The following is a 12,893-nucleotide window of genomic DNA, read 5'->3' on the forward strand; positions in this document are numbered from 1 at the left end:
GGCCAAATCATTGAAAATAATTCATCGTATTCTAACGCGAGCGCTGCTATAAAGCACCCACCTTCCTCAGCACCACAGAGCCAGCCGGGCGTCAGAGGCCCGCCAGCAGCTGTGGCTGATAGTCTTCCGGGCGGATGGTTTTGCCCAGCGCAGCCAGACGCTGATCAAACTCTGCTATCTGCAGGTTCAGATCATCCAGCGTCAGGGTATTGTTTTCCAGCTGGTACAGATGTTTCGAGCCGTGCAAACTGAAATAACGGATAACCAGCGCCCGCTGTAATAACGCCTCATCGTCATCCTGCTGCAGTGCCGCTTCGAGCTTACGGCTGGCACGATATATCCGGTTCAGTTCCTGCTTCAGCTGCCAGACATAACGGATTTCCGCCATCCAGGGTTTGTTTTTAACCAGGTTCGCCGCCACCGCCACCACGAACAGCGCACTGATCACTCCGGCCAGGTTAAGCACAAAGTTGGACTCGCCGGGCTGGCTGAACAGCTCGATATACAAGCTGGAAAACCCCAGTCCAAGTATAAATAACCCCGCCACCAGGGCCGCCTGAAAGCGGTTAAGGCGACGTTTGTACAAACATTTATCGATCTGTTTCAATTCCATAATCAGGGTCCGGTTAGCACTGCTGTCTGAAAACCGCGACAGTGTAACGCCTGACAAGCAATTTTTCTGTGGTAAAGTCAGGCTGACAACAAAAAACAACCAAACCGAATAGCATTCGATCAAGTCCTGACCAAACTGAGAACAATGATGAATCTGGCCAGACGTTTATCCGCAGCGCTACCTAATCTGCACCACCTGTTTATTCTGATATGCCTGGTTAGCCTGACCAGCTGTTCAGACAACAACTGGAACAACCCTCACCCGGACAACCCGGATAACGACATTATTCTTTATTCCAGCTTTGCCGAACGCCCGAAACACCTTGATCCGGCCCGCTCTTACAGCGCTGATGAATCGGTGTTTATCGACCAGATCTACGAACCACCACTGCAGTACCATTACTTAAAACGCCCCTATCAGCTGATCCCGCTGACGTTAACCAGGATGCCGGATATCCGTTATCTGGATGAGCAACAACAGCCTCTGCCAGACGATGCACAACAACCGGCGTTCAGCCGTTATACCTTTACAATCCGCCCGGGTATTCGTTATCAGCCACACCCGGCTTTCGCCCGCGACAACAACGGCGACTTTGTTTATCGGTTTCAGTCAGCCGAAGAGTCCGCCGCATACCGTACGCTGAAAGACTTCGACCAGAGTGGCAGCCAGACCTTAATCGCGGACGATTATATTTATCAGATAAAACGACTGGCCGATCCACAACGCCTGGCTCCGCTGCGTGGCTTGTTAAGCCAGTACATTGTTGGCATGACGGACACCAGCGCGGCAATCGCCAAAGCCCGGGAAACGCTGGATAAAAACGCCTGGCTGGACTTACGTCAGTTTGATATGGCGGGTGTCAAAAAGATTGATGACCTCAGCTTCAGCATCACCCTGAAAGGCAAATACCCACAATTTCAATACTGGCTGGCGTTCCACTTTTTTGCCCCGGTTCCCTGGCAGGTCGATCGTTTTTATCACCTGCCCGGACTACCGGAAAAAAACATCACCCTCGACTGGCACCCGGTGGGTACCGGCGCCTTTATGATGACGGAAAACAATCCCAACGCCGAAATCATTCTTGAAACCAACCCGAACTTTCGCGGTGAACCTTACCCCACCTCCGGAGAACCCGGTGATGCGGAAAAAGGCTTACTCGACGATGCCGGTAAAACCATGCCCTTTATCGACAAAGCCGTCTTCCGGCTGGAAAAAGAGTCGATCCCGGTGTGGACTAAATTTCTGCAGGGCTATTACGATCGCTCCGGCATTGGCAGCGACAGCTTTGATCAGGCGGTTAACGTCGGCAGCAGCGGTATTGATCTCAGCGATGAGTTAAAAGAGCGTGGTATCCGCCTGGATAAAGCGGTTCAGCCCGGCACCTATTATCTCGGTTTTAATATGCTCGATCCGATCGTGGGCGGCTATGATGACAAACGGCGTAAGTTACGCCAGGCCATCGCTATCGCCTATCAGGAAGAAGAATACATCGCGATCTTCCTCAATGGCCGGGGTGAAACAGCAATGAGTCCGATACCACCGGGAATTTTTGGCTACCAGCCCGGGCCACTGGGCATCAATCAGCAGGTATTTGACTGGCGCCAGGGGCCGGACGGCGAATACCGTGCGGTGCGCAAATCAATTGACGTTGCCCGGCAACTGCTGGCCGAAGCCGGCTATCCGGACGGTCGCGATGCTGAAACCGGCGAACCGCTGGTTATTAATCTGGATACCATCACTCGCTCCGGCGACCAGGCACGGCTGCAATGGATTAAAAAACAGTTTAAGAAACTCAACCTGCAGCTGAACATCCGCGGTACCGACTACAACCGCTTTAAAGACAAGATGGAAAACGGCAACGCACAGCTGTATTACTGGGGCTGGCTGGCCGATTACCCGGACCCGGAAAACTTTCTGTTTTTATTATACGGCCCCAATGCCCAGGTTGGCTCTAAATCCGGAGTGAACTCCGCCAACTATAAAAATCCGCAATACGACCGCTTGTTTGAAAAAATGCAGTTAATGGAAAACTCACCGGAGCGACTGGAAATTATTCAGCAAATGAAAGCGCTGTTGCATCATGACATGCCTTGGGCCAGCGGTTTCCATATCCATTCCTATGCCTTAAGCAATGCCTGGGTGAAGAACACCAAACCACACGGTATTTCAAAGATGAGTTTTAAATACCGCCGCATTGACACCGAATTACGCCGCCAGCAACAACAGCAATGGAACCAGCCGGTTATCTGGCCACTGGTGCTGTTAACGCTGATTTTCCTGGCCGTTGCTATCCCGGGTTACCGTGCCTTCAAACAGCGTCAAACACGGGTAATCACCTCAGAACATAATAACAAACAAGGAGATAACCACTGATGCTGTCCTATATTATCCGTCGTTTGTTATACGCTCTGCCGATTCTTCTCGGTGTTAACATCATTACTTTTGCGTTGTTTTTTGTCGTTAATTCACCGGACCAGATGGCCCGGGTTCACCTTGGCGACAAACACATCAGCGAACAAGCTATTGATAACTGGAAAGCACAACGGGGTTACGATAAACCGCTGTTTATCAACTCAGACAGTGAAAACCCGCTGACGGACACCATTTTCTTTGACAAGTCGATACGGTTGCTGGCATTCGATTTTGGCAAGTCCGATGAAGGCCGCAGTATCGGTGCAGATATCCAGCAACGGATGTGGCCGTCGCTGGCCGTGCAGCTGCCGATTTTTGTTATCGGTGTGTCGGTCAATATTATTTTTGCATTACTGATCGTTATGTTCCGCGCCAGCGTGTTTGATATTGCCGCCGTTACATTGTGTGTCGTACTGCTGTCAATTTCAGGCGTGTTTTATATCATTGGTGGCCAGTATCTGTTTGCCAAAACCTGGAACCTGGTACCGATTTCAGGTTACCTCAGTGGCCTTGATGGCCTGCGCTTTCTGATTCTCCCCATCATCATTGGTGTGATCGCCGGTATCGGTTCCGGTACCCGGTTATACCGCACGGTTTTCCTTGAGGAAGCCACCCGCGATTATATCCGCACCGCCCGGGCTAAAGGGGTATCCGAATTTAACGTGTTATTTAAACACTTATTGCCCAACGGCATGATTCCGATCCTCACCAGCGTGGTGGTGGTGATTCCTTCGTTATTTATCGGATCATTATTAATGGAATCTTTTTTTGGTATTCCCGGACTGGGCAGCTACACCCTGGATGCGATTCAGGCTCAGGACTTCGCCATTGTCCGTTCCATGGTCTTTTTAGGTTCAGTGCTGTATATCATTGGCCTGCTGTTAACCGATATTTCCTACACCTTAGTTGACCCAAGGGTGCGCCTGTCATGATTAAACCGGTTTTATTATGGAGTGATACCCTGATCTTCCTGCTGGTACTGGCGCTGGGCTTATTTGCACTGCAGCTGCGTAATAACCCGCAGGCAAAAAAGCGCTGGAGCCTGGTATTCCACTCCCGGGTTGGCTTGTCGAGTTTTATGGTGATTTTATTTTATGTCACCATCGCTCTGCTCGATTCTTTACACTTTCGCGAAGCATTACCACAAACTGACAACTACACGGCTGACAACAACACGGCAGACAACAACACGGCTGACTTCAGCGTAACCGCTTACGACAGCGAAGTCCGTTCACTGCTGGATGTTATTCTGGCGGATATCAACAGCAATCAGGAAACCACCTATTCAGCCCCCTTCTCGCTGTATTCCTTTGCCAAAGAAAATACCCAGGATAAAGCCGGCAATATCATTCGTGATTACCCCCGTCTGGTGCATGCCGGCCAGCACCTGAACCACGACGATGAACAACTGACGGATATCATCAGCCGCAGCGCGCTGGCGCTGGTAAAAGGTCTGGCCATTGCTTTGTTGCTGATTTCCGTTCACCGCTGGGTAATGCGCCATCGCCAGACTGCCGTTCCCTGGCGCAGTGCTTACTGGACCTTTGCCATTCTCAGTGTCAGCAGTTGCTGGTTGCTGGAGCTGGGCAGCGTGTACCATATTTTCGGTACCGATAAAGTTGGCCAGGACGTTCTGGTGCAAAGTATTAAAGCCGTACGTACCGGTATTCTGATTGGCACTCTGGCAACACTGCTGACCTTACCGCTGGCCATCGTTCTCGGCATCAGCGCCGGTTATTTCAAAGGTTGGGTCGATGATGTGGTGCAATATATTTACACCACGTTAAGTTCCATTCCCGGCATTTTATTAATCGCGGCCTCGGTGTTGTTAATCGATGTGTATATCGAAACCCACGCCGAAGAGTTTAACCTCACTGTGATTCGTGCCGACTTTAAGTTTCTGGCGTTGTGCGCCATTCTCGGCTTAACCAGCTGGACCGGTTTATGCCGGTTATTGCGGGCGGAAACATTAAAAATTTCCCAGCTCGATTACGTCCAGGCCGCTCATGCTTTTGGTGTGTCTCACCCACGGGTCATCGGCAAACACATTTTACCCAACGTTACTCATATTATTCTGATCGCCCTGGTACTGGATTTCAGCGGCTTTGTTCTGGCCGAAGCGGTGTTGTCTTACATTGGAGTGGGGGTCGATGCCAGTATGAGCAGCTGGGGCAATATGATTAATGCCGCCCGCTCAGAACTGTCACGGGATCCGGTGGTCTGGTGGTCGGTATCGGCGGCTTTTGTTTTTATGTTCAGCCTGGTGCTGGCAGCCAATTTATTTTCTGATCAGGTTCGCAATGCCTTCGACCCGAGACTGGTACAGCAGGATAAAGCCGGACATTCGCCCGCTACAACAGAAGGAAGTGTATCATGACGTCTCAGACTCCAGCGCCTCAGGCCGTGTTGCGGGTAGAAAATCTGAGCGTCGGCCTGAGCGGCGCAACACAGCAAACACTGGTCGACAACATCAGCTTTGCGATTAATCCCGGTGAAATTTTTGCCCTGGTCGGTGAATCCGGTTCGGGAAAATCCCTGACGTCACTGGCGATCATGCGTTTACTGGATGATGCGCTGGCGATCAAGGCGGGCCAGATCTGGCTGACAGATGACAATTTATTCGCCCGCACCGAACAAGGCATGAATACGATTCGTGGCCGCAAAATTGCGATGATTTTTCAGGAACCGCAAACGTCCCTGAACCCGGTGCAGACCATTGCCCGGCAGTTACAGGAAGTGGTGGAACTGCATCAGGTGGTCGCCGCTGGCGATGTGCGACAGCATATTATTGAGCTGCTGACGGAAGTGGGGATTCCTGAGCCGGAAAAACGCCTCAGCTGGTACCCACACCAGCTGTCCGGCGGACAGAAGCAACGGGTTATGATCGCCATGGCACTGGCCTGTGAGCCGCAGCTATTAATTGCTGACGAGCCCACCACCGCACTGGACGTTACCATTCAGAAACAGGTGCTGCAGTTACTGAATGAGTTGCGTAAAAAACGCAACCTCAGCGTGTTATTAATTACCCATGATATGGGTGTGGTGCATGAAATGGCCGATCAGGTGGCCGTGATGCAACAGGGGAAAATCCTTGAGCAAACCACCCGCGATCAGTTTTTTTCTGACCCCAAACATGAATACAGCCGGCGTCTGATTCATTCATTACCCAAACAGGACCAGTTTCTGACCACCACAGACAACGGCAACGAACTGCTGAAAGTTGAACAACTGAAAGTCTGGTTTGCCCAGAAAAAAGGCATTCTGCAACGGACAGTCGGCCACACTAAGGCGGTTAACAATATCAGCTTCAGTATTAATGCCGGTGAAACCCTGGCACTGGTGGGTGAATCGGGTTGTGGTAAAACAACCACCGGCAAAGCCATTTTACGCCTTAACCCGGTGTACGATGGTGGTCTGTATTTCCGTGGGCAACGCATTGATCAGATGACCCGGCGTGAGTTTTTGCCGTTACGGCGAGATATTCAGATTATTTTTCAGGACCCGTTTTCATCGATGAATCCAAGGATGAGTATTCGTGAAATCATCGAAGAAGGCATGGTATCGCTGGGCGTAGAAAAAGACCCCTCCATGCGTGAGCAATTGATGCAAAGCCTGCTGATGAAGGTCGGCATGTTACCGGAGCACCTGGATCGTTACCCCCATGAATTCTCCGGCGGCCAGCGCCAGCGTATTGCTATCGCCCGGGCACTGGCGGTCAACCCCAAACTGATTATCTGTGACGAACCCACCTCAGCACTGGACGTTTCTATCAGAGGCCAGGTGCTGGAACTGTTACGTCAGCTGCAACAGGAGCTGGGCGTTTCCTATCTGTTTATCACCCACGACTTATCCATTATCCCGCACCTGGCTCACCAGGTGGCAGTGATGAAAAATGGTGAAATTGTGGAACAGGGCGCGACCGAGCAAGTGATGCGCAATCCTCAACATGCGTACACTAAAGAGCTGCTGGCGGCGGCGCCGCGGATTCAGTGACGTACAAACGCCGGATTGGCAGCAATAGCGGTTTATCAGCGCTATTGCTGTACCAACCCGGCCTCTGTGAAACTATTAATTATCGACTCCGCCAATAACGTATTAGCCAGCTTTGCCGTCGCAGGCTCGGTCTGAATCTGATGAATAACCGCTTTGGTCAGACTGTGCAGCCCGGGCAGATACGCCACTAGCTGCTCAGCAGCAAACTGATGATTGAGGTGATAGGCCTGACTGATATTGTTCAGCAGTAGCGCCAGAAACAGCCGGCTGTATTCATCGGTTAAATGTCGGCTGTCAGCCGGAAACGGAATAACGTTACAATCGTCGCTCATACACCCTCCTCACCTTCATCATTTTCGCCTGCCGACCTGCACTTAAGGTACGCTTTCAGCCTGCCATGAAGTCAATCGAGAGTTCTGCCAGCGATTAGTTCGGTACAAGCCTATTCCGGTAATTGCAGCCGCCTTTCGCTACGCCAGACCCGAATCAGAACAATGTCATCACTATCAAGAAGATACACCACCCGAAACGGTGGATGGATTAATTCGCGAATATGCTGCGCTTCAAACTCAGGTACCACACGACCTGATTCCGGATGCGTTTTGAGCCTTTCCAGCCTGTGAACAATGTCTGTCACAAACTGCTGGCCAATACTGGCAGCGTCCTGTTCGCGGTAATAGCGCTGAATCGCTTTTAGATCCTGCAACGCCGAATTGGCGATACGAACGTGCATTTATGCGATCCCCAGTGCCGCCTTTGCATCGTCTAAGGAAACGGTATCGCCCTCTTTAACATCCATCAATCCCTGGGCAACGGCTTTTACAAATGCCAGCTCTTCAGCTGTTTTTTCGTATTCGTCCAACCCCTGAACCACGGCTACACCGCGACCACGACTGGTTAGCAACACGGGCCTGCAGGTTTCCTGAACATGACCAACAACCTTTCCGGGATTAACCTTAAGGTCAGACAATGGCACAACATCTTCTGAGAATTTAACAACCATGGGGTATCTCCTACAATAAGACCAACAATTAGCACCAGTTAACAGGTGCGGTCAATCCAACTGACCGCTTAATTACATCGGATTAACCGTTCTCACCTCTTATCTTGGCACTTTTGACTCGTTTCAAGCCTACCTACCAGTAGGTAGGCTGTCGGTACACCGAACAACGAGCAACCTTATGTCCGCAAATCACGCCACCCAGCCAAACCGCAAACAGCAGATACTGGAGCTATCCGCTGACCTGCTGCGCGAAAAAGGCTTCAGTGGTTTCAGTTATCAGGACCTGGCCAGGGCACTGGGTATTAACAAGGCCAGTGTGCACCACCACTTTGCCCAGAAAGAGGACCTCGGCCTGGCACTGTGTGACTGGACCGAGCAATGGCTGCAACAGGGCTTCGATCACTTTGATGCCAGTAATGACTCCCCCCTGGCAAAGCTCAATCATTACCTCGCCACCGCCGCCCGCCACACCTTCAGCGAGCAGAAGTTATGCCCGGTGAGCGCCCTCAACAGCGAGTTATTACGCCTGCCGGACAGCATGCAGCAACGACTGGCCGGACTGGCCGAATTTGAACTGCACTGGGTTGAGCAGGTTATCCGCCAGGCCCAGCAAAACGCCGAAATTCACGCTCTGGCCAGCCCCGCAGAGATGGCCCGGCTGTTTATTCACAGCTGTAAAGGTGCGCTCTATTACGCCCGCTTAAGTGCTTACGGCAGCCACCAGAATGGCCAGTCACACAGCGCTCAGCAAGGACAATCCTATTTTCAGCACAGTATGAAATTACTGTTATCACAATGGCAAACGGCCTGATGGCCATCCGCAACAGGATAAAGTTATGACCCATACACCCGCATTATTTGAACCCATCGAACTGGGCCCGCTGGCCCTGAAAAACCGCATCGTTATGGCACCGATGACCCGTACCTATTCGCCGGGCAATGTACCGAACGATATGGTGGTGCAATATTATCAGCGCCGGGCCGAAAACGACGTTGGCCTGATTATTACCGAAGGCACCTGTGTTGGTCATAAAGCGGCTAACGGCTACCCACGCGTGCCTTTTATTTACGGTGAAGACGCACTGGCAGGCTGGAAAAAAGTGGTGGATGCCGTCCATGCCAAAGGTGGCAAAATTGCACCTCAGCTGTGGCACGTCGGCGCTATTCGTAAAGAAGGTGTGGAACCGGACGAATCAGTGCCGGGTTACAGCCCGTCTGGCCTGGTCAAACCGGGGACAGAAAATGGCGTGGCAATGACGCAGGAAGATATTCAGGAAGTCATTGAAGCCTTCGCTCAGGCAGCGGCGGATGCCAAAGATGTCGGCTTTGATGCCGTCGAAGTACACGGTGCCCACGGCTATTTAATCGACCAGTTTTTCTGGGCCGGTACCAACCTGCGTGAAGATCAGTACGGTGGTGATTTAGTCGCCCGTACCCGCTTTGCCTGCGAAATTGTTGCCGCAATCCGCGAGCGGGTGGGTGACGAGTTTCCGATTATTTTCCGCTTTTCACAGTGGAAACAACAGGATTATGAAGCGCGCCTGGCAAATACCCCGGAAGAACTGGGGGCATTTCTGAAACCCCTGGTGGAAGCCGGTGTTGATATTTTTCACTGCTCTACCCGCCGTTTCTGGGAACCCGAATTTGAAGGTTCTGAATTAAATCTGGCTGGCTGGACGAAAAAACTCACCGGCAAACCCGCCATTACGGTTGGCAGCGTGGGCCTGAACGCGTCGTTTATCGATGAAGAAAAACGCGATATGGTTGATGCTTCCGGAGTACAAACGGCGTCGTTTGAAGAACTCAACCAACGTATGGCCGCTAACGAGTTTGAACTGGTTGCGGTTGGCCGGGCGTTATTACAGGACCCTGAGTGGGTATTAAAAATTAAAGCCGGCCGTTATGACGAACTGGAAGATTATTCCAAACAGTCATTGATGCAACTGGTGTAATTACCCGGCTGATTCCGCCCCGCTTTCAGCGGGGCTTATCTCTGTTTGCTGCCGCAGTCGGGTAAAAGAACAGCATCATTCCAGGCGGTGATTTTTCGGCATTAATATCTCCGGTGGTGTCCGGCCCAGTGACTCGGCCACTGATATTTCGTTCACCCGACATAACGCATCCAGCGGCAAGTCATTCGCTTCGCGGCCAAACGGGTCCTCCATTTCCTGAGACAAAACATCCAGACCAAAAAAGGTATACGCCACCACCAGAGTGAATAACACGGCATAACCTCCCATTGCCGTCACCAGCGCAAACGGCAATAAATAACAATACAAATACGCCGTACGATGGGTCAGCAAAGTATAAGCAAACGGTAACGGCGTTGTCGCAATACGTTCGCTGGCCGCCTGAACCCCGGATAAACGCGTCAGGTGTTCGTCGAGAATACGCAAGCCAATCGCATCAATATTGCCATCACGATATAATTTACCAACAACCCGGCCGGCACGGCGCAAACAATAATCCGCAACATTTTTATGTGTCAGCGCCTGTTCGGCATCGGTTTCCCCCAGCCACTCGATCAGTGCCGCCTCACATTGTTCATTACGCACCGCTGCCCGTAACGCATGACAATGTGCCACTGCCCAATGTAATAACTGACGCCGTAATTCACCGGCACGGCCGTTTTCCGCCTCTAAGTCGAGTAAGGTTTCACTGGAGCGCGCCAGGCTACGGATTTTATAAACCATTTCGCCCCACTGCTTACGCCCTTCCCACCAGCGGTCATAAGCAGCGTTATTACGAAAACCGAGAAAAATCGATAACGCGATCCCTAACAATGCAAACGGCGCCAGAGAAAACTCCGGCAGCACAACCCACTGCTGATGATGTAACACCACCACAGCCGTAGCAAACAACGCCAGCACCAGTAGATGCGGCAAAATACGCGGCACCACAGAGCCACGCACAATAAATAACAAGGCCAGCGCACTGGGGCGATCACGAACAATCATAAGGTTTCTCCCTGCAGAGTTATGAGCAGCCGCCGTGCACTCGCATGGTCACGGTGCTCACCCAGATAAATCCCCTGCCAGGTTCCGATATTTAATCGGTTGTCAGCGACGGATACCAACACTTTCTTCCGATAAAAACCGCACCATCGGGTTACGCCGGTGAACAAAGTCTTTCAGCAACAGGCCAACACCCACACCAACGGCAAAACCACCAATATGCGCCCAATAATCAACACCACGGCCATCAACAATCATGGCAAACACGTTATCCAATAATAACCAGATAGCGAAATACCACAGCGGTGATAATTTTTTCTGATACACCAGAAACATAAAGGTCAGACTGGCAAACCGGAACCAGATTAAATACATACCAAATAATGCAGCAACGGCACCACTGGCACCAACACTCATCACCGGGCTGTTCCAGTTCATGGCGACGCTGACCAGACTGGCACCAATACCACACAGCAGATACAACAGCAGGAAACGGAAACGGCCAAGGACGTCTTCGAGGTTATCGCCAACAATGTACAGAAAATACATATTGCCCAGCAGATGGAGGAAATCACCGTGTAAAAAAGTGGCCGTCAGCGGGGTCCACCATTCATCCCCAGCAGCCAGGTCCAGCGGCCGGCTGGCAAAATGATCAAACAACCACAACTGGGTATCGATATCGAATGCGTAAGCGAGGAAAATAACGGTATTCGCCAATAATAAAAACCAGGTAACCAGCGGTAAGCGGTGTGGTTTTACATTATATTCCACCGGAAAGCGCGACACGGCCTGAAACAACCAGCTTTTTACCGATACCTTTTTATTTAGATCATCCAGCGCCTGGCGGATACGTGGCGAGTGTTCCACTTTATCCATTTCATCGTGGTCAACCCAAACGCCGTCACACTCCGGACAGATATCCACTTCCACATCATAGTCATGCAACAGACGAAAATTGTGTAAATGGACATCATCGCAGCTGGGGCAGCGTAATTCCGTACGCCCCAGCCGCTCACCCAATATCTGTTCAAAGCCTTCATGGTCGGGTTGCTGATTAACCTCAGCAATCAGACCATTCAGCTCCCCCCGTTCAAACCAGGCACCGGCGCAACGACGACAGACGTCCAGCTCCTCACCGTGGTAATGGGTGATATCAAGTACTTCGTTATAGCAGTGGGGGCAATATTTGTAGCTCATGATCAGTTTCCGGCTGATTCCTTTTTCGCGGCTGCCGGAGTATCTGTTGATTCTGTTTTCGCAACTTGATCGGCTTCGGTAACGTAAGGTTCAACTTCAACCTCAACCCCATAACCCGCCAAGGTGACGGCCAACTCATCAACATTGGCTTTTAACTTTGGCAACAGTTCTTGTTCGATTTTATCAAGCTCAGCATTCAACAATTTAGAGCCATATGTCGGTCCAATCACAAACGCTTCACACTTGGCAACGATATCGTCAACCCGGGCGTAAAAGCGACGCACAGATCCTAACAGGTAACTGGGGGTTTCCAGCGTTGCCTGAGAATATTTCATAGTTTCCCAGATATAATGACTGATACGGGGAGAATTATCTCTTACCTGGTTTACAGTCAGACGGCGGCGCAGGATGTTTGCATCGTACTCACGCAGAATTTCAACATTGTCCCGCACTTCCTGATACAAGGACTGACGCAGATAAAAGTTATTTTCGGTGGAGGTCACTTCTTCAAACACAATCGCCTGACGCAGACCGGTCTGAGCTGCCAGATACACACCGGCGATGGTAGCTATAATCATCAGAATATGCCCCACCCAGAAACCCGAGTTGGTCAGTTCACTGTGATCCAGGCGATTATGGTGCTGTTCAGACATGCGCTTCTCCTTGCATTTATTGACAGACTTAGCAAAAAGCCGATGCTATCAGAGTCAAACCGGGCGCA

At 51.2% G+C, this 12,893-nt stretch carries 13 protein-coding genes and 1 pseudogene; 6 read left to right on the forward strand and 8 right to left on the reverse strand.

The features are described 5' to 3' along the window. Nucleotides 1-91: 91 nt before the first annotated feature. Nucleotides 92-613 (reverse strand): DUF3087 family protein, encoded by a 522-nt coding sequence (locus ACFOMG_RS13375; RefSeq protein ID WP_376867284.1) that lies wholly within the window; start codon nucleotides 611-613, stop codon nucleotides 92-94. Nucleotides 614-757: 144 nt separating this feature from the next. Between ACFOMG_RS13375 and ACFOMG_RS13380 the strand changes: the two genes are divergently transcribed. Genes ACFOMG_RS13380 through ACFOMG_RS13395 form a run of 4 tightly spaced genes read left to right on the forward strand, consistent with a single transcriptional unit; the run spans nucleotide 758 to nucleotide 7,018 of the window. Further along, entirely contained in the window at nucleotides 758-2,986 is a 2,229-nt protein-coding gene (locus ACFOMG_RS13380) for an ABC transporter substrate-binding protein (RefSeq protein WP_376867286.1), read from the forward strand. Next, nucleotides 2,986-3,957, forward strand: coding sequence for an ABC transporter permease (locus tag ACFOMG_RS13385; protein WP_376867287.1), 972 nt, complete (start codon nucleotides 2,986-2,988; stop codon nucleotides 3,955-3,957). Before ACFOMG_RS13380 ends, ACFOMG_RS13385 begins: the two co-directional genes overlap by 1 nt. Beyond that, nucleotides 3,954-5,402, forward strand: a complete 1,449-nt coding sequence (locus ACFOMG_RS13390) for an ABC transporter permease (protein ID WP_376867289.1) — start codon at nucleotides 3,954-3,956, stop codon at nucleotides 5,400-5,402. The genes ACFOMG_RS13385 and ACFOMG_RS13390 overlap by 4 nt, the downstream gene beginning before the upstream one ends. Then, nucleotides 5,399-7,018 carry an ABC transporter ATP-binding protein gene (locus ACFOMG_RS13395; RefSeq protein WP_376867291.1) on the forward strand — a complete coding sequence of 540 codons (1,620 nt, stop codon included), beginning with the start codon at nucleotides 5,399-5,401 and terminating at the stop codon, nucleotides 7,016-7,018. The genes ACFOMG_RS13390 and ACFOMG_RS13395 overlap by 4 nt, the downstream gene beginning before the upstream one ends. A gap of 41 nt (nucleotides 7,019-7,059) precedes the next feature. Here ACFOMG_RS13395 and ACFOMG_RS13400 read toward each other — a convergent pair whose 3' ends face one another. The 3 genes from ACFOMG_RS13400 to ACFOMG_RS13410 all read right to left on the reverse strand — a co-directional run bounded on the left by ACFOMG_RS13400 (nucleotide 7,060) and on the right by ACFOMG_RS13410 (nucleotide 8,021). After that, nucleotides 7,060-7,350 (reverse strand): hypothetical protein, encoded by a 291-nt coding sequence (locus ACFOMG_RS13400; protein ID WP_376867293.1) that lies wholly within the window; start codon nucleotides 7,348-7,350, stop codon nucleotides 7,060-7,062. Nucleotides 7,351-7,460: 110 nt separating this feature from the next. Next, a complete protein-coding gene (locus ACFOMG_RS13405; protein WP_376867296.1) occupies nucleotides 7,461-7,751 on the reverse strand; it encodes a type II toxin-antitoxin system RelE/ParE family toxin in 291 nt (96 codons plus the stop codon). Further along, nucleotides 7,752-8,021 (reverse strand): type II toxin-antitoxin system Phd/YefM family antitoxin, encoded by a 270-nt coding sequence (locus tag ACFOMG_RS13410; protein WP_376867298.1) that lies wholly within the window; start codon nucleotides 8,019-8,021, stop codon nucleotides 7,752-7,754. It abuts the gene before it with no gap. A 178-nt stretch (nucleotides 8,022-8,199) separates the two neighbouring features. On the opposite strand from ACFOMG_RS13410, the gene ACFOMG_RS13415 reads away from it, so the two are divergent. Both ACFOMG_RS13415 and ACFOMG_RS13420 read left to right on the forward strand, forming a co-directional pair. Beyond that, on the forward strand, nucleotides 8,200-8,832 hold the full coding sequence (locus ACFOMG_RS13415; protein WP_376867300.1) for a TetR/AcrR family transcriptional regulator: 633 nt from the start codon (nucleotides 8,200-8,202) through the stop codon (nucleotides 8,830-8,832). 25 nt (nucleotides 8,833-8,857) lie between these two features. Continuing rightward, the gene (locus ACFOMG_RS13420; protein ID WP_376867302.1) at nucleotides 8,858-9,973 is read left to right on the forward strand and encodes an NADH:flavin oxidoreductase; all 1,116 of its coding nucleotides are present in this window, start codon (nucleotides 8,858-8,860) and stop codon (nucleotides 9,971-9,973) included. A 75-nt stretch (nucleotides 9,974-10,048) separates the two neighbouring features. On the opposite strand, the gene ACFOMG_RS13425 is transcribed toward ACFOMG_RS13420, so the two are convergent. From ACFOMG_RS13425 to ACFOMG_RS13440, 4 genes and pseudogenes are all read right to left on the reverse strand, one after another. Continuing rightward, the gene (locus ACFOMG_RS13425) at nucleotides 10,049-10,978 is read right to left on the reverse strand and encodes a bestrophin family protein (protein ID WP_376867304.1); all 930 of its coding nucleotides are present in this window, start codon (nucleotides 10,976-10,978) and stop codon (nucleotides 10,049-10,051) included. Beyond that, nucleotides 10,975-11,082, reverse strand: a pseudogene (locus ACFOMG_RS13430) (secondary thiamine-phosphate synthase enzyme YjbQ); the annotation flags it as partial. The gene ACFOMG_RS13425 and the pseudogene ACFOMG_RS13430, both read right to left, overlap by 4 nt. Next, a complete protein-coding gene (locus tag ACFOMG_RS13435) occupies nucleotides 11,081-12,172 on the reverse strand; it encodes a rhomboid family intramembrane serine protease (RefSeq protein WP_376867305.1) in 1,092 nt (363 codons plus the stop codon). The pseudogene ACFOMG_RS13430 and the gene ACFOMG_RS13435, both read right to left, overlap by 2 nt. 2 nt (nucleotides 12,173-12,174) lie before the next feature. Next, nucleotides 12,175-12,825 carry a hypothetical protein gene (locus ACFOMG_RS13440; RefSeq protein WP_376867307.1) on the reverse strand — a complete coding sequence of 217 codons (651 nt, stop codon included), beginning with the start codon at nucleotides 12,823-12,825 and terminating at the stop codon, nucleotides 12,175-12,177. Between the last annotated feature and the right edge of the window lie 68 nt (nucleotides 12,826-12,893).

The sequence above is a fragment of the Bacterioplanoides pacificum genome, assembly GCF_042648445.1.
Lineage (GTDB): Bacteria > Pseudomonadota > Gammaproteobacteria > Pseudomonadales > Oceanobacteraceae > Bacterioplanoides > Bacterioplanoides pacificum.

Bases quoted from the DNA above. Each gene is read 5' to 3' on its own strand.
- ACFOMG_RS13375 (WP_376867284.1), bottom strand. From the start codon at position 613: ATGGAATTGAAACAGATCGATAAATGTTTGTACAAACGTCGCCTTAAC.
- ACFOMG_RS13380 (WP_376867286.1), top strand. From the start codon at position 758: ATGATGAATCTGGCCAGACGTTTATCCGCAGCGCTACCTAATCTGCAC.
- ACFOMG_RS13385 (WP_376867287.1), top strand. From the start codon at position 2,986: ATGCTGTCCTATATTATCCGTCGTTTGTTATACGCTCTGCCGATTCTT.
- ACFOMG_RS13390 (WP_376867289.1), top strand. From the start codon at position 3,954: ATGATTAAACCGGTTTTATTATGGAGTGATACCCTGATCTTCCTGCTG.
- ACFOMG_RS13395 (WP_376867291.1), top strand. From the start codon at position 5,399: ATGACGTCTCAGACTCCAGCGCCTCAGGCCGTGTTGCGGGTAGAAAAT.
- ACFOMG_RS13400 (WP_376867293.1), bottom strand. From the start codon at position 7,350: ATGAGCGACGATTGTAACGTTATTCCGTTTCCGGCTGACAGCCGACAT.
- ACFOMG_RS13405 (WP_376867296.1), bottom strand. From the start codon at position 7,751: ATGCACGTTCGTATCGCCAATTCGGCGTTGCAGGATCTAAAAGCGATT.
- ACFOMG_RS13410 (WP_376867298.1), bottom strand. From the start codon at position 8,021: ATGGTTGTTAAATTCTCAGAAGATGTTGTGCCATTGTCTGACCTTAAG.
- ACFOMG_RS13415 (WP_376867300.1), top strand. From the start codon at position 8,200: ATGTCCGCAAATCACGCCACCCAGCCAAACCGCAAACAGCAGATACTG.
- ACFOMG_RS13420 (WP_376867302.1), top strand. From the start codon at position 8,858: ATGACCCATACACCCGCATTATTTGAACCCATCGAACTGGGCCCGCTG.
- ACFOMG_RS13425 (WP_376867304.1), bottom strand. From the start codon at position 10,978: ATGATTGTTCGTGATCGCCCCAGTGCGCTGGCCTTGTTATTTATTGTG.
- ACFOMG_RS13435 (WP_376867305.1), bottom strand. From the start codon at position 12,172: ATGAGCTACAAATATTGCCCCCACTGCTATAACGAAGTACTTGATATC.
- ACFOMG_RS13440 (WP_376867307.1), bottom strand. From the start codon at position 12,825: ATGTCTGAACAGCACCATAATCGCCTGGATCACAGTGAACTGACCAAC.